The 14,539-nt window shown below is 61.2% G+C and carries 12 protein-coding genes; 5 read left to right on the forward strand and 7 right to left on the reverse strand.

Annotation, left to right across the window (positions count from 1 at the left end):
• Nucleotides 1-58 precede the first annotated feature (58 nt).
• From ACLBXN_RS15095 to ACLBXN_RS15105, 3 genes are all read right to left on the reverse strand, one after another.
• A complete protein-coding gene (locus ACLBXN_RS15095; RefSeq protein WP_211456446.1) occupies nt 59-2,533 on the reverse strand; it encodes a putative bifunctional diguanylate cyclase/phosphodiesterase in 2,475 nt (824 codons plus the stop codon).
• Between the two features lie 296 nt (nt 2,534-2,829).
• Nucleotides 2,830-3,390: an NUDIX hydrolase gene (locus ACLBXN_RS15100; protein ID WP_043004959.1), complete on the reverse strand. Its 561-nt coding sequence runs from the start codon at nt 3,388-3,390 to the stop codon at nt 2,830-2,832.
• A 137-nt stretch (nt 3,391-3,527) separates the two neighbouring features.
• Nucleotides 3,528-4,223: a fumarylacetoacetate hydrolase family protein gene (locus tag ACLBXN_RS15105; RefSeq protein WP_447612672.1), complete on the reverse strand. Its 696-nt coding sequence runs from the start codon at nt 4,221-4,223 to the stop codon at nt 3,528-3,530.
• 162 nt (nt 4,224-4,385) lie between these two features.
• On the opposite strand from ACLBXN_RS15105, the gene maiA reads away from it, so the two are divergent.
• Nucleotides 4,386-5,051 carry a maleylacetoacetate isomerase gene (gene maiA / locus ACLBXN_RS15110; protein ID WP_447612673.1) on the forward strand — a complete coding sequence of 222 codons (666 nt, stop codon included), beginning with the start codon at nt 4,386-4,388 and terminating at the stop codon, nt 5,049-5,051.
• Nucleotides 5,052-5,061: 10 nt separating this feature from the next.
• Entirely contained in the window at nt 5,062-5,979 is a 918-nt protein-coding gene (locus tag ACLBXN_RS15115) for a polyphenol oxidase family protein (RefSeq protein WP_447612674.1), read from the forward strand.
• Here the strand turns inward: ACLBXN_RS15115 and ACLBXN_RS15120 are convergent.
• Nucleotides 5,896-6,210, reverse strand: coding sequence for a hypothetical protein (locus ACLBXN_RS15120; protein ID WP_447612675.1), 315 nt, complete (start codon nt 6,208-6,210; stop codon nt 5,896-5,898). The two genes, ACLBXN_RS15115 and ACLBXN_RS15120, sit on opposite strands and share 84 nt — an antisense overlap.
• A 204-nt stretch (nt 6,211-6,414) precedes the next feature.
• On the opposite strand from ACLBXN_RS15120, the gene ACLBXN_RS15125 reads away from it, so the two are divergent.
• From ACLBXN_RS15125 to phbB, 3 genes are all read left to right on the forward strand, one after another.
• Nucleotides 6,415-8,313, forward strand: coding sequence for a PHA/PHB synthase family protein (locus ACLBXN_RS15125; RefSeq protein ID WP_447612676.1), 1,899 nt, complete (start codon nt 6,415-6,417; stop codon nt 8,311-8,313).
• A 145-nt stretch (nt 8,314-8,458) separates the two neighbouring features.
• Nucleotides 8,459-9,640: an acetyl-CoA C-acetyltransferase gene (locus tag ACLBXN_RS15130; protein WP_211456442.1), complete on the forward strand. Its 1,182-nt coding sequence runs from the start codon at nt 8,459-8,461 to the stop codon at nt 9,638-9,640.
• Between the two features lie 259 nt (nt 9,641-9,899).
• Nucleotides 9,900-10,637, forward strand: coding sequence for an acetoacetyl-CoA reductase (phbB, locus tag ACLBXN_RS15135; protein WP_003064980.1), 738 nt, complete (start codon nt 9,900-9,902; stop codon nt 10,635-10,637).
• A 435-nt stretch (nt 10,638-11,072) separates the two neighbouring features.
• On the opposite strand, the gene ACLBXN_RS15140 is transcribed toward phbB, so the two are convergent.
• The 3 genes from ACLBXN_RS15140 to ACLBXN_RS15150 form a co-directional block, all read right to left on the reverse strand.
• Complete coding sequence (locus ACLBXN_RS15140) at nt 11,073-11,195, reverse strand: hypothetical protein (RefSeq protein WP_003054819.1); 123 nt, start codon at nt 11,193-11,195, stop codon at nt 11,073-11,075.
• 179 nt (nt 11,196-11,374) lie between these two features.
• Nucleotides 11,375-13,423: an ABC-F family ATP-binding cassette domain-containing protein gene (locus ACLBXN_RS15145; protein WP_447612677.1), complete on the reverse strand. Its 2,049-nt coding sequence runs from the start codon at nt 13,421-13,423 to the stop codon at nt 11,375-11,377.
• A 99-nt stretch (nt 13,424-13,522) separates the two neighbouring features.
• On the reverse strand, nt 13,523-14,536 hold the full coding sequence (locus ACLBXN_RS15150; protein ID WP_447612678.1) for a Bug family tripartite tricarboxylate transporter substrate binding protein: 1,014 nt from the start codon (nt 14,534-14,536) through the stop codon (nt 13,523-13,525).
• Between the last annotated feature and the right edge of the window lie 3 nt (nt 14,537-14,539).

Raw genomic sequence — 14,539 nt, forward strand, 5'->3', positions numbered from 1 at the left:
TGCCTAAAAAGGAAACGACGCCTCAGGCGTCGTTTTTTATTGCCGGCGTGCGCTGCTTTCAGCTCATGGCCAGTGCTCCGCACCACTGTGGCAGCTGGTTTTCCTGCGTGGGAGCAAAGTATTCGCTGGTCATGGGCTTGGGGCGGGCGATGGCGTAGCCCTGGACATAGTCCACGCCCATGCTCATGAGTTCCTCGGCGATCTCGCGGCTTTCGACGAACTCGGCAACCGTTTTTTTGCCCAGGGTCTGGCCGATGCGATTGATCATTTCCACCATGGCGTGATCGCCCTTGTCCTTGAGCATGTCGCGCACAAAGCCGCCATCGATCTTGAGGTAGTCGACAGGCAACTGCTTCAGATAGGTCAGAGACGACATGCCGACACCGAAATCATCGAGGGCAAAACGGCAGCCCAGGGCTCGCAGCGCCTGAATCAAGCGCGTGGCATTGCTGAGGTTGCCGATGGCGCTGGTTTCGGTGATTTCAAAGCACAGCTTCTGCGCTGCAATTCCGTGCAGCTGCAGCTGCTCCTTCACGAACTCCAGCAGGCCGTCGTCGTCCAGGCTGGGGCCGGAGAGATTGATGGCGCAGGTTTCCACCAGCTTGGCATGTCCTGGCTGCTGGGCCAGCGTCTGCAGAGCCTTGGAGATCACCCAGCGATCTAGCGAGGGCATCAGGCCGTAGCGCTCCGCCGCGGGGATGAAATGGCCGGGCGCCAGGATCTGGCCGTTCTCGTCGCGCAGACGCAGCAGGACCTCGAAGTGCATGCCGCCATGCTTGCCGCTCTTGCTGTGCTGCAGCGGTGCAATGCTCTGGGCGTACAGGCAAAAGCGCTCTTCGTCCAAGGCGGTGCGGATGCGCGTGGCCCATTCCATCTCGCTGACGTAGCGGCTGTAGATTCCATCCTCGGCCTTGTAGAAAAAGACCTTGTTGCGCCCACGCTCCTTGGCCTGGTAGCAGGCCATGTCGACCATGCGCAGCAGATCGGAGGCATTCACCGCATCGCCGGGAACATGCACGGCGCCGATGGAGAAGCCGGTGCGCAATATCTTCTCTCCCCAGGTGGTCTGCAATTGCTGGGCCGCCAGGCGCAGCTTCTCGGCAATGCTTGCCACATTGGAGGGCGGGCAGTTCTCCAGCAGCACGGCAAACTCGTCGCCCCCCATGCGTGCCAGGCAATCGGTTTCGCGCAGATTGGCCTGCAGCATGCGCGAGACTTCGCACAGCACCTCGTCGCCGGCGGCATGGCCGCTGGTTTCGTTGATGAGCTTGAACTGGTCCAGGTCGATGTAGAGCAGGGCATAGGGCTTGACCTGATGCAGGCCCTGGGTCAGCATTTTTTGCAGGCGCCGCTCGAATTCGCCGCGGTTTTCCAGCCCCGTCAGCGTGTCGTGGCGTGCGTTCCAGGAGATCTGATCCATGTATTGCTGCTCGCGCGATACATCGCGCAGCACGAAGACGGCGCCCGATGTCTGGCCCTCGCGCTGCATGGCGGAACCCAGCACCTTGACCGGCACGATGCTGTGGTCGGTGCGGCGCACCCAGTGCGTTTGTTCGTCACGCACGACGGTGCTTTCCTTGGTTTCGCTGACCAGCTGGGCGAGCAGACCTTCGCTGGTGATGGAGGCGTCCATGGTGTAGAACTGCAGCACCTGTTTGATGGGCTTGTCCAGATAGTTTTGCTTTTGCAGACCCAGCAAGCCGATGGCGGCCGGGTTGACGTAGTTGATCAGGCCCTTGGCATTGGTTGTGATGACCGCATCGCTGAGCGCAGCAAGCGTGGTTTCCGCGCGCTCTTTCTCGCTGTTCAGGCCTTCCTGAACCTGTTCGCGTAGCAGGATCAGCCGCCAGGTGTTCCAGACCCACAGGCTCACCAGTCCGATGGCCAGTGCACCGTTGAGCGCGAGCAGCAGCCAGACGATGTTGCGCGAGCTTTGGCCCAGAGAGTCGCTGAAGGCTCGGGTCAGGGCCGTCACGCCCTGGTTGATCAGGTCGATTTCGCGCTTCCAGGTGGCAATGTTTTCGCGGCTGATATTGCCCACTTCGTAGCCGCGCCTGATTTCCTGGGCCAGGGTGTCCAGCTGGTTCAGATATTCGTCGCCCAGCTTCCAGTAGGCCACGGGCTCCTGCACCCAGCTGAAGTAGCGGAACGTGCGCAGCAGCCAGATCAGGGAGCTGACGTCATCGGGGTGGTTCTGGCCTTGTTCTATGCCTTTGCGCGCCAGGTCCAGGCGCAGTGGCTTGTCATAGAGGGCGATGCGTGCCTCGGCATCCCCGCGGGGCACCTGCAGGGCCCGCTGGTAGTGGGCGAAGTCTACCGGGTTGCCTTCGTCGGCATAGCGGGACAGCGAGTAGATCGCATCCTTCTGGGCCTTGGACCAGAGGCTTTCTCCGTTGACGAAGGCGCGCACGGCCGAGAGCAGGTACAGGCTGCAGCTGGCACTGAGCAGCAGAATCAGTGCCAGGAGCGCAAAAGCCCAGACACGCTGCAGCAATTGTTGAGACTTCAGTGCGGGGCTCAAAGATGCCTTCATGACGCCTCATCCAGTAAATAGACTGTAGAAGCATGGGCTCAGGCAACCACAAGGCGCACGGGTACGAAACAGCCAGCAGGCGCCATGCCCGTTGGCGATCAGAGCTCCGTTGCGATGCCCGCTCTCATGCTCGACCTTTCACAGCATTGCGTAGGAGATATGTCAGGTCACACGCAATTTGTATTCATTGGTAATTTTTGGCCTGCAGACGTGAGCGTGGCGTCAGACAACTTCCTCTGTCCCTCGAAGACAGAGCGGTGATTTTTGTGAGAAAGTGGGTAGCCAGTCTGGCAGTTTCAGAGCAGGTCTATGCAGTGCACTTGCGGCTGCTCGAGCACGCCGGCCCTGCGGTCGGCAAAGAAGCGCTCCAGGGTGAGCTTGACGGTGCGAAACGCGATTTCCTCCCAGGGGATGTCTGCCTCGGCAAACAGCTGGGCCTCCATGGTCTCGGGGCCGGGGTAGAACTGGGTGCTCCTGAGGCGGGCCAGATAGAAGAGATGGACCTGTCCCACCTGGGGCACGTTGATGAGGCTGAACAGCCTGCCTAGCTCTATGTCGGCTCCGGCTTCCTCGTCGGTTTCGCGCTGGGCTCCGCGGCTGGTGGTCTCGGCCAGTTCCATGAAGCCCGCGGGCAGCGTCCACTTGCCACGGCGCGGCTCGATATTGCGCTTGCACAGCAGCACGCGCCCGTCGTCCGTCACGGGCAGGGTGCCGACCACATTGAGCGGGTTTTCATAGTGGATGGTGTGGCAGGCCGGGCAAACGGCACGCTCGCGTGTGTCCCCATCGTCAGGAACGCGGTAGGTGACTGCGGTGCCGCATTCGCGGCAGAACTTGATGGGGCTGCGAAAAATCATTCCGCAACTATAAGCAAATCAGGCTGCAAGCGCAGGCGCAACATGTGCAAATAGCTATAAAAAAGGGAGCCACACCCGGTGCAGGTGTGACTCCCCTGGAGCTTGACTGGCGCTAAATGCTTGTGCGCCAAGGGTTTTCAGGCAATCTGGATCCTGATGGCCTCAAGTCCGCTGATGGCGCCTTCCAGCACATCGCCCTTGACCACGGCGGCCACGCCCTCGGGAGTGCCGGTCATGATCAGGTCGCCGGGCTGCAGTTCCCAGGCGCTGGACAGATGTTCGATGGTCTCGGCGATGTTCCAGATCAGCTTGTGGATGTGGCTGCGCTGGCGATAGTCGCCATTGACCTGCAGCGAAATCTCGGCGTTGACGATGTCGCCCGCCTGATCGGCCGGCGTGATGGGGCCGATGGGAGCCGATTGTTCGAAGGCCTTGCCGATGCACCAGGGGCGGCCCTGCTTTTTCATCTCGTTTTGTAGATCGCGGCGCGTCATGTCCAGACCAACTGCATAGCCGTAGATGTACTGCAGTGCGTCGGCGGCCTTGATGTTCTTGCCGGCCTTGCCGATGGCGACGACCAACTCGATCTCGTGGTGCAGGTTCTGGGTCAGCGTCGGATAGGCCACCTGGCCGGTGCTGCCGGCTTCCTGCGCCACGGTCGCGTCCGCAGGCTTCATGAAGAAGAACGGTGGCTCGCGGCCGGTGAAGCCCATTTCCTTGGCGTGATCCTCATAGTTGCGGCCCACGCAGTAGATGCGGTGAATGGGAAAGCGCTCGCCACGGCCCACAACAGGCAGGCTGGCAACAGCAGGGGGGGTGAACACGTAACTCATGAGGTCCTCGGCAGGAACAGGCGCTGAAATCAGCAATGGTTGATGTGGCAAGCAGTGTGCCACGGTGCGGGCACGCCGGCGGCGCGGCGCTCGTCGGCTTTTACGTATTCCGGACCTAGGGAAAATGCCAGTCTGCGCGGCTCGCGCTATGCTGGCGGCATCATGAAGCTGCATACCTATTTCCGCTCCTCCGCCTCTTATCGCGTGCGCATTGCGCTGCAACTCAAGGGCCTGCCCTATGACTCCGTACCCGTGCATCTGGTGCGCGGCGAGCAAAAGGCTGCGGCCTATGCCTCCCATGTCGGCGACGCCCTGGTGCCCACATTGGTGACGGACGAGGGGCTCTGGCTCACGCAGTCCATGGCCATCATCGAATATCTCGATGAGACCCATGCTCAAACACCATTGCTGCCCGCAGATGCACTGGGCCGTGCCCATGTGCGGGCATTGGCGCAGATGGTGGCCTGTGAAATCCATCCGCTCAACAATCTGCGCGTGCTCAAGTATCTGGTGCACCAAATGGGGGTCGGCGACGAAGCCAAGAATGGCTGGTATGCGCACTGGGTACGCTCCGGCCTCGAAGCCTTCGAGCGTCAGCTGGCGCTGTTGGACGCCGAGCGCAAGGCCGCGGGGCTGGCGCCGTCGACGTTTTGCTGGGGTGATGCGCCCACGCTGGCTGAATGCTGCCTGGTGCCGCAGATCTACAACGCCCAGCGCTTCAATGTGAATCTTGATGCGCTGCCGCGCCTGATGGGCGTGGTCGAGCGCTGCAACGCCTTGTCGGCTTTCCAGCAGGCCCATCCTTCGGCCTGTCCGGATGCGGAGTGAAGAGGGCGTCATGAGCGAGAACTACAGGCCGGGCCTGCCGGACTCCTGGCCCGACTCCTGGCTGGTCCCCGATTGGCCGGCCTTGCCTGGCGTGCATGCGCTTTGCACCTCGCGCGAGGGCGGCGTCAGTCAGGCCCCCTGGGGTAGCTTGAATCTGGGCGACCATGTGAGCGATGACCCCGCTCATGTGCGCCGCAACCGTGAACTGTTCAATGCGGCGCTGCAGGCTCGCACGCCCGGTGCCTGTACGGCGTTCTTGCAGCAGGTGCATGGTGTGGGCGTGCTGACTCTGGATGCAGGCAATGTGGCCGAATCCAACGGTGCAGCCTTTGATGCCTGTGTGAGCGACGAGGCAGGCGTGGTCTGCACCATCATGGTGGCGGACTGCCTGCCCGTGTTGCTGGCCCATGATTCGGGGTTGGTCGTGGGTGCAGCCCATGCGGGCTGGCGCGGTCTGGCCGGCATGCCGCCCGGCAGGAAGCCGTCTGACGGGCCCTTGCCCGGAGGTGTGCTGGAGACACTTTTCGAGGCTTTCTGTCGCAAGGTGCAGATGCAGCCATCGCTTTCAGGGGCCGAGACAGAGCGAGCCCGGATTGCCGCGCACACCCAGGCCTGGCTGGGCCCCTGCATAGGCCCCGACTCCTTCGAGGTGGGGGCCGAGGTGCGCGATATCTTTGTGGCTCATGACCCTGGTGCTGCGCGGCATTTTGTGCCGGTAGCGGGCAGCGAGGGCAAATATCTGGCCGATCTGGCGCAACTGGCGCGTCAGAGGCTTGCTGCTTTGGGCATTGCTGCAATCTTCGGCAACGATGGCAGCCAGCCCTGGTGCACGGTCAGCAATGCATCACGTTTCTTCTCGCACAGGCGCGATGCCGCCCGTCTGGGCAGCAGCGGTCGGCTGGCTGCCAGCATCTGGCGCGACGCCTGAATCGGGGCCGGGCGGTACGTGTCCTGCAGCTAGTGCTTCCTGCTCCTGGCGGGCTTTGAGGCGGCGCTTTCTGGCGGGAGTGCCCAGTATGTAGAGCACGATGGAAAGCGGCAGCAGACCATAGAGAACAAAGGTGAAAAATGCACCCAGCAGGGTGCCGCCGGGGCTGGCTGCCTCGGCGATCGTCATCATCGCGACAACGTACATCCAGGCGATGGCTATGAGGTACATGGTGTCTATCTTAAGAGCCGCCATGCATGTCGGCAGCACTGTGTTTTGTGTCAAAACAGCTTCATAACGGCGAAATGACGCAGCTTCTTGTCAGAACCGAGTGGCACATAGGTGACAATGCCGCCGTGTGAGCCGTATTGCAGATTCCGCAAGCGTCCCCAGACCCTGAGATCGCCGGTCGCTTGCCTTGACTAGGATGTAAGCATGAATTTTGACCCGAGCTGGGGCCAGGCTGGCCAATCCGTTCAACAATTCTGGCAGGAGCATTGGAGCAAAAGTCTACAGACGCTCCAGCAAATGCAGGCCACTGCTCCCATGGGGCTCAGTGCCATGCCGGGTCTGGGTGCTGCACCCAACCCCTGGGCCTCCATCACGGAGGCCATGCAGTCGGCGATGCCCCAGGCGGCGGCCGGTTCGGCCCAGACGGTTCAGTTCGATACCCCCAAACTGCAGGGGTTGCAGCAGGAATACCTCCAGTCTGTGCAGTCGCTCGCGGATGCCAAGCAGGTTCAGGCCCTGCTGGCCAAGGACAAACGCTTCGCCAAGCCCGAATGGAGCGCCAATCCTGTTGCGGCGATGGCCGCAGCCAACTATCTGCTCGGCAGCCGCATGCTGACCGGCATGGCCGAGGCCGTGCAGGGTGATGAGAAAACGCGCAACCGCGTGCGCTTCGCGGTCGAGCAATGGGTGGCGGCCATGGCGCCCAGCAATTTTCTTGCGCTGAATGCCGATGCGCTCAACAAGGTCGTGGAAACCAAGGGCGAGAGCCTGGCCCAGGGCATTGCCAATCTGCTGGCTGACATGCGCCAAGGTCATGTCTCCATGACCGACGAAAGCCTGTTCACCGTGGGACAGAACGTGGCGACCACCGAAGGCGCGGTGGTTTTCGAGAACGAGCTGTTCCAGCTCATCGAGTACAAGCCGCTGACGGCCAAGGTCTTCGAGAAGCCTTTTCTGATGGTGCCGCCCTGCATCAACAAGTTCTACATTCTGGATCTGCAGCCGGACAACTCGGTCATTCGCTATGCCGTCAGCCAGGGCCATCGTACCTTTGTGGTCAGTTGGCGAAATCCCGACGAAAGCCTGGGCCACAAGACCTGGGACGACTACATCGAGGACGGCGTGCTCAAGGCCGTGAGCACGGTGCAAGACATCTGCGAGGTGCCGCAAATCAATGTGCAGGGCTTTTGCGTGGGAGGCACCATGGTCTCCACGGCCATGGCGGTGCTGGCCGCACGCCACGCCCGCGAGCATGAAGAGCTACCGGCAGCCAAGCCTGCGCGCAGCCGCGCTGCTGCAGCAAAGACCAGCAGCAGGACGGCTGCTGCGGTCAAGGCGCAGGCCCAGCCGTTCCCCGTGGCCAGCATGACGCTGCTGACCACGCTGATCGACTTTCGCGACACCGGCATTCTGGACATCTTCATCGATGAAAACATGGTGCGCCTGCGCGAGATGCAGATGGGCAAGGGCGGGCTGATGAAGGGTCAGGACATGGCGTCCACCTTCAGCTTTCTGCGGCCGAACGATCTGGTCTGGAACTATGTGGTGGGAAACTACCTCAAGGGCGAAACGCCGCCCCCCTTCGATCTGCTTTACTGGAACAGTGACTCGACCAATCTGCCCGGCCCGTTCTACGCCTGGTATCTGCGCAATCTCTACCTTGAAAATAATCTGATCAAGCCCGGCGTGCTGACCGTGTGCGGCGAGAAGATCGATATGGGGCAGCTCAAGATGCCGGTCTATATCTACGGCTCGCGCGAGGACCATATCGTCCCTGTCGGCGCGGCCTACGCTTCCTCCCAGGTGCTGGGCGGTGAGTTGCGTTTCGTGATGGGGGCTTCCGGCCATATCGCTGGCGTCATCAATCCCCCGGCCAAGAACAAGCGCAGCCATTGGCTGCGTGAGGATGGCGAGTTTCCAGAGTCGTTCAACGACTGGCTGGCCGATGCCACGGAGTATCCGGGCAGCTGGTGGGCGGACTGGAGCGCCTGGCTCGGCAGCCATGCGGGCAAGCAGCTGGCGGCTCCCAGGAGCTATGGCCGTGCGCGCGCCTATGCCGCCATCGAAGATGCACCGGGTCGCTACGTTCTGTCAAAAGCCTGAGCGAGGCCTGAGGCACAATCAGTTCCATATTGCGGTGCAGCAAACAAGGTTTGCACCGTGATAGGAAGCGTCGGGTGGCACGATGAACAGAATGCGACCCGCACGCATGCATCACTTGTAAGAAACCTAGAAAGGTTCGTCAGCAATGGAAGACATCGTTATCGTTTCCGCCGTGCGTACGGCGGTCGGCAAGTTCGGCGGCTCTCTGGCCAAGATTCCTGCAACCCAGCTGGGTGCGACCGTGATTTCCGAGGCTCTGGCCCGTGCCAAGGTGGGCAAGGACCAGGTCGGTGAAGTCATCATGGGTCAGGTGCTGACGGCAGCGACCGGACAGAACCCTGCACGTCAGGCCATGATGGCAGCCGGCATTGCCAAGGAGACTCCTGCGCTGACGATCAATGCCGTCTGCGGCTCCGGCCTGAAGGCCGTGATGCTGGCGGCTCAGGCCGTGGCAACCGGAGACAGCGAAATCGTGGTTGCCGGTGGCCAGGAGAACATGAGCCTGTCGCCCCATGCCGTACCCAATTCGCGCGACGGCCAGCGCATGGGCGACTGGAAGATGGTGGACACCATGATCGTGGACGGGCTGTGGGATGTCTACAACCAGTACCACATGGGCATCACTGCCGAGAACGTGGCCAAGGAAAAAAGCGTCAGCCGGGCACAGCAGGATGCGCTGGCACTGGCCAGCCAGCAAAAGGCTGCAGCTGCGCAGGATGCAGGCAAGTTCAAGGACGAAATCGTTCCTGTGAACATTCCCCAGCGCAAGGGAGATCCCGTCGTGTTCGACAGCGACGAATACATCAACCGCAAGACCAATGCCGATGTGCTCGCCACTCTCAAGCCCGCTTTCGACAAGGCGGGTTCGGTGACCGCCGGCAATGCTTCGGGTCTGAATGATGGCGCTGCGGCCGTGGTGGTGATGACGGCGGCCAAGGCCAAGGCACTGGGCCTCAAGCCTCTGGCCAAGATCGTGTCTTATGCCACCAGCGGCCTGGCCCCAGAGGTCATGGGTCTGGGCCCTGTCTATGCCACGCGCAAGGCGCTGGATCGCGCCGGCTGGAAGGCTGCCGATGTGGACCTGTTCGAGCTCAACGAAGCCTTTGCTGCACAGGCCTGCGCGGTGAACCAGGATCTGGGTATTGACACCGCCAAGGTCAACGTCAACGGCGGTGCCATCGCCATCGGTCACCCCATTGGTGCATCGGGCTGCCGCATTCTGGTGACGCTGCTGCATGAAATGCAGCGCAGCGGTGCCAAGAAGGGCCTGGCCGGCCTGTGCATCGGCGGTGGCATGGGTGTTGCTATGGCTTTGGAAGCCTGCTGAGGCTTCAGGATTGCAGACTGCTGCGGTGCTCCTGAAGGCCGCGCAGTCTGAGCAGCCCGCTGAAGCCCGCCTCCCATCGACCCTAGGGAAGATCACGAGGTAAACCACGGCGAAAGCGGGTTCATTCGGACCTACTCGATTGCATACTGGCATGGCCAGCGTGCAGGGTGTGTGGCGTTCAAAACGATAAGCAATACCTAAATATGTTTATCGTTGATAGTGTGATCGTGAAATAACCATTGATTGACAGGAGAGATGAATGGGTCAGAAAGTAGCGTACGTCACGGGGGGCATGGGCGGTATCGGTACCGCAATCTGCCAGCGTTTGCATAAGGATGGCTTCAAGGTGATCGCGGGTTGCGGACCATCGCGCGACTACCGCAAGTGGCTGGACGAGCAGGCGCAATTGGGTTACACGTTTTATGCCTCGGTCGGCAATGTGGGGGATTGGGAATCCACCGTCGAAGCCTTCAACCAGACCAAGGCAGAGCACGGCAATATCGATGTGCTGGTAAACAACGCGGGTATCACTCGCGACCGAATGTTCGTCAAGATGACGCCGGATGACTGGAAGTCGGTCATCGAAACCAACCTCAACTCCATGTTCAACGTCACCAAGCAAGTGGTGGCAGACATGGTGGAAAAGGGCTGGGGCCGCATCATCAACATCAGCTCGGTCAACGGTGCCAAGGGCCAGGCCGGTCAGACCAATTACTCGGCCGCAAAGGCGGGCATGCATGGCTTCACCATGGCGCTGGCGCAAGAGCTGGCCGCCAAGGGAGTGACCGTGAATACGGTCAGCCCGGGCTATATCGGCACCGATATGGTCAAGGCCATTCGTCCCGATGTGCTCGAAAAGATCGTGGCGGGCGTGCCCGTCAAGCGTCTGGGCGAGCCTGCAGAGATTGCCTCCATCATCTCCTGGCTGGCTTCGGAAGAGGGCAGCTATTCCACCGGCGCTGACTTCGCGGTCAACGGCGGTCTGCACATGCATTAAGCCTGTTCAGGCATCCAGCAAAAAAGGAGCTCAGGCTCCTTTTTTCATGCCCCCTTGCTTTGCACTGCTCGCCTGCGGCCGGGAAATTCGGTTTGGCAAATGACAAAACCCGCAGAAATCATTCATGCGGGTTTTGAGGAATGGGAGCCACTTCAGGGAGTGGCAGGTCGAGCGCGGGGCAGTAAGGCTTGTGGGTTCTTTGGCCTATCAGTGCCGACTGCCCGGGCACCTGGCTGCAACACACTGCGCTTTGGTCTGCACAGTGCTGCGCGGCGAGCGCTTAGCGCTTGCGATCGCGTTCGTCTTCGGGCCAGATGGACATGATGTTCGTGGTTTGCATGGGAATCTCTCCTGTATGTCTGTTTAACGTCTGACAGATTCAGCTCGTTGACAGCTTTTTGGAAATTTTTTGCCTGTTCTTTTATCCAGTGATCATCAGGCTGCGAATGCGGGGGCACGCTTGCGATCGCGCTCGTCCCAGGGCCAGGCCATCAGAGACATAGCTGCTGCTGCCTTTACAGGCTGGGCTTTGGCGGTGTCGGTAACAGTGGTGGTCATTGCAGTTCACTCCTTTGCGTGTTCAACGCCTGGCCTGAACTGCAGGTTGACAAGAAGCTGAATCAACCGCGCAAGAAAATGCAACTCACGTTTGCTGATGTTCTCAGCGGCTGCTGAATCTATTCAAAATGAATAGCACCCTGCCAATGCTGGGCAATGGCAGGGCTTGCTTTACGGTCTCAGCAGGTTTCGGTGGACAGGGCTTCGATCTGCTCCGAAAGCTCCAGCCAGCGCTCCTCCAATTGATCGATCTCGGCGTTGACTGCACTTAGCTGCTTGCCGGCTTCCACGATATCGCCGCCCGACAGGCCGGGCGTGGCCAGCTTGGCTTCGAGAGTGCCGCGCTCTGCATTGAGCTTGGGCAGTGTCTTGTCGATCTGTTCCAGCTCTTTCTTGAAAGGCTTGGTCTTTTCGGCCAGTTGCTGGCGAGCTGCAGCAGCCAGGCGGCGGGCCTCCTTGGGGTCGGCTACGGTGTCGCTGAACGCTTCCACTTTAGGAGTATCTGGCGCTTTTTGTTCAAGGGCTTCAGGCAGATTTGGCTTGATTTCTTCCGGAGCTTGCACCTTCGGAGTGCTGGCGGCCTGCTGTTCGGCGTTACGTGCTTCTTCACGCAGGCGCTTGGACTCTTCGAGCAAATAGCGCTGGTAGTCGTCCAGGTCGCCGTCGAACGGGCCGACAACGCCGCGGCCCACCATCCAGAAGTCTTCACATACGGCGCGTAGCAGGTGACGGTCGTGAGAGACCAGCATCACGGTGCCATCGAAGTCGTTGAGTGCCATGGCCAGCGCTTCGCGGGTGGCCAGGTCCAGGTGGTTGGTAGGTTCGTCCAGCAGCAGCAGATTGGGGCGTTGCCAGACGATCATGGCCAGCACCAGACGGGCTTTTTCACCGCCGCTCATGCTGCCCACAGACTGCTTGACCATGTCGCCGCTGAAGTTGAAAGTGCCCAGCCAGTTGCGCAAGTCCTGTTCACGGCTGGCGGCAGGCGCAGCAGCGCCGAGTTCTTTGGCCAGCCGGATCATGTGCTCCAGCGGGTTCTCGCTGGGGCGCAGCACGTCCAACTCTTGCTGGGCAAAGTAGCCGATGTTCAGGCCCTTGCCTTCGGTGACGGTACCGGCCAGCGCCTTCATCTCGCGCGCAATGGTCTTGACCAGGGTCGATTTACCCTGGCCGTTGGCTCCCAGAATGCCGATGCGCTGTCCCGCCAGCACCGAGCGGTTGACGCCGCGCAGAATGGTGGTCTGGTTGCCGTCCTCGTCCTCGTAGCCAAAAGCTGCGTCGGAGATGGCCAGCATCGGGTTGGGCAGATTGGCTGGCTCCTTGAACTCGAAGGTGAATTCGGCCTCGGCCAGCACCGGCCCGATCTTTTCCATGCGCTCCAGCTGCTTGACCCGGCTTTGTGCCTGCTTGGCCTTGCTGGCCTTGGCCTTGAAGCGGTCAATGAACTTCTGCAGGTGAGCCATTTTTTCCTGCTGCTTGGCAAAGCTGGCCGCTTGCAGCTCCAGTTGCTGAGCACGCAGCTCTTCAAAGCGCGAGTAATTGCCGCCGTAGCGGTTGATCTGCCCACCCTGAATCTGCAGTGTGACGTTGGTGATGGCGTCCAGAAATTCGCGGTCATGGCTGATGACGATCATCGTGCCGCTATAGCGCTTGAGCCAGGCCTCCAGCCAGACCAGGGCATCCAGGTCCAAGTGGTTGGTGGGCTCGTCCAGCAGCAGCAGATCGCTGGGAGCCATCAGTGCACGGGCCAGCTGCAGACGCATGCGCCAGCCGCCCGAGAAGCTGTTGACGGGGTGATCCAGCTCGGAGACCTTGAAGCCCAGACCCAGAATCAGGGCTTGTGCGCGCGATTCGGCATCATGTGCACCGGCATCGGCCAGATCCACATAGGCCTGAGCGATTTCCATGCCATCGCCGGAAGCTTCGGCTGCAGCCAGCTGGGCGTTCAGCTCGGCCAGGCGCGTGTCGCCATCCAGTACGAACCGGGTGGCGGATTCGTCGGTTTCCGGCATGTGCTGGGCCACCTGTGCCATGCGCCACTGAGGAGGGATGAAAAAATCACCTCCGTCTTCGCTGATGCTGCCATTGAGTAGGGCAAACAGGCTGGACTTGCCCGCACCGTTGCGGCCGACAAGGCCGACGGACTCTCCCGGGTTGATGGTGGTGCTGACTTGGTCGAGCAGGACTTTGGTGCCGCGGCGCAGCGTGATGTTCTTGAGACTGATCATGACTGGAGCCAATTATCCGCGAATGCCCGCAGACCCAGGAGCATGCGGGATTGAGCCGAGGGCGGCGGTGCCCCGGTCACGGCGGCTCAGTCGGAGTCGTCAGACCGCTTGAAGGCCTATGCGCTTCATCATGGTTTCGGTGAATTTCAGTTCATGCTCGAACGCCTGGGTGTAGGCAGCAGAGTCCAGAATCTGCACCTTTCCGCCATCCATCTCCAGCATCTGGCGCACCTTGGGCTGGCTCAGCACCGCATCCATGGCATTGCGCAGCCTAGTGGTGATGGCTTGCGGCGTGTCCCTGGGCACGGAAAGGCCGCCCCAGGAGCTCAGATGCACATTCTTCACGCCGGCCTCCTCCAGCGTGGGGACCTGGGGCAGCTTTTCGTTGCGTTGCTCGCCGGCGACTGCCAGCGGGATCAGCCTGCCGGCCTGCACATGGGGGTAGGCGACGGAAAAGATAGGCGCCGCAAACACCACCTGCTGGCCCAGCACTGCGTTGACCAGATCGGACGCCCCTTTGTAAGGCACGTGCGTGGCCTGGATCTGCAGCGCCGAGAGCAGTAGCTCCACCCCCAGGTGCGACGGTGTGCCCACACCGCCAGAGGCGTAATCGATGTCGCGGGATTTGCTGGCGGCGATCAGGTCGGCCAGGCTGCGCAGCCCGGAGCCAGGATGAACCACGAGCAGAATGTCCGAGCGAGACATGCCCATCACATGCCGGAAATCCTTGAATACCTCAAAGCCTGGGTTTTTGTACATGCGCATGGCGGCTGCCATGGGCGATCCTGAATACAGCAGGGTGTAGCCATCTGCAGCAGCGCGGGCGACCTGGCGCGCACCGATGTTGCCGCCTGCGCCGGGCCGGTTTTCGATCACCACAGGCTGACCCAGCTGCTGACCCAGCGCCTCGGAGACGATGCGCGCGGCATTGTCCGGACCGGTACCTGCCATATAGGGAACCACCCATTTGATGGGGCGGCTGGGCCAGCTCTGGGCCTGGGCGGCTAGACCCACAGCGCCCAGGCCTGCGGCGCCCAGACTGGCGCCAGCCAAGCGCAGCCAAGCGCGGCGCTCGCTGTTGCCGACAGAGGGGTTCAAGGATTGCTTGCTCATTTT

The sequence above is a fragment of the Comamonas sp. C24C genome (assembly GCF_053345995.1).

Bases quoted from the DNA above. Each gene is read 5' to 3' on its own strand.
- ACLBXN_RS15120 (WP_447612675.1), bottom strand. From the start codon at position 6,210: ATGTACCTCATAGCCATCGCCTGGATGTACGTTGTCGCGATGATGACG.
- ACLBXN_RS15145 (WP_447612677.1), bottom strand. From the start codon at position 13,423: ATGATCAGTCTCAAGAACATCACGCTGCGCCGCGGCACCAAAGTCCTG.
- ACLBXN_RS15095 (WP_211456446.1), bottom strand. From the start codon at position 2,533: ATGAAGGCATCTTTGAGCCCCGCACTGAAGTCTCAACAATTGCTGCAG.
- ACLBXN_RS15115 (WP_447612674.1), top strand. From the start codon at position 5,062: ATGAGCGAGAACTACAGGCCGGGCCTGCCGGACTCCTGGCCCGACTCC.
- ACLBXN_RS15105 (WP_447612672.1), bottom strand. From the start codon at position 4,223: ATGAGTTACGTGTTCACCCCCCCTGCTGTTGCCAGCCTGCCTGTTGTG.
- ACLBXN_RS15100 (WP_043004959.1), bottom strand. From the start codon at position 3,390: ATGATTTTTCGCAGCCCCATCAAGTTCTGCCGCGAATGCGGCACCGCA.
- ACLBXN_RS15125 (WP_447612676.1), top strand. From the start codon at position 6,415: ATGAATTTTGACCCGAGCTGGGGCCAGGCTGGCCAATCCGTTCAACAA.
- ACLBXN_RS15140 (WP_003054819.1), bottom strand. From the start codon at position 11,195: ATGACCACCACTGTTACCGACACCGCCAAAGCCCAGCCTGTAAAGGCA.
- maiA (WP_447612673.1), top strand. From the start codon at position 4,386: ATGAAGCTGCATACCTATTTCCGCTCCTCCGCCTCTTATCGCGTGCGC.
- phbB (WP_003064980.1), top strand. From the start codon at position 9,900: ATGGGTCAGAAAGTAGCGTACGTCACGGGGGGCATGGGCGGTATCGGT.
- ACLBXN_RS15130 (WP_211456442.1), top strand. From the start codon at position 8,459: ATGGAAGACATCGTTATCGTTTCCGCCGTGCGTACGGCGGTCGGCAAG.
- ACLBXN_RS15150 (WP_447612678.1), bottom strand. From the start codon at position 14,536: ATGAGCAAGCAATCCTTGAACCCCTCTGTCGGCAACAGCGAGCGCCGC.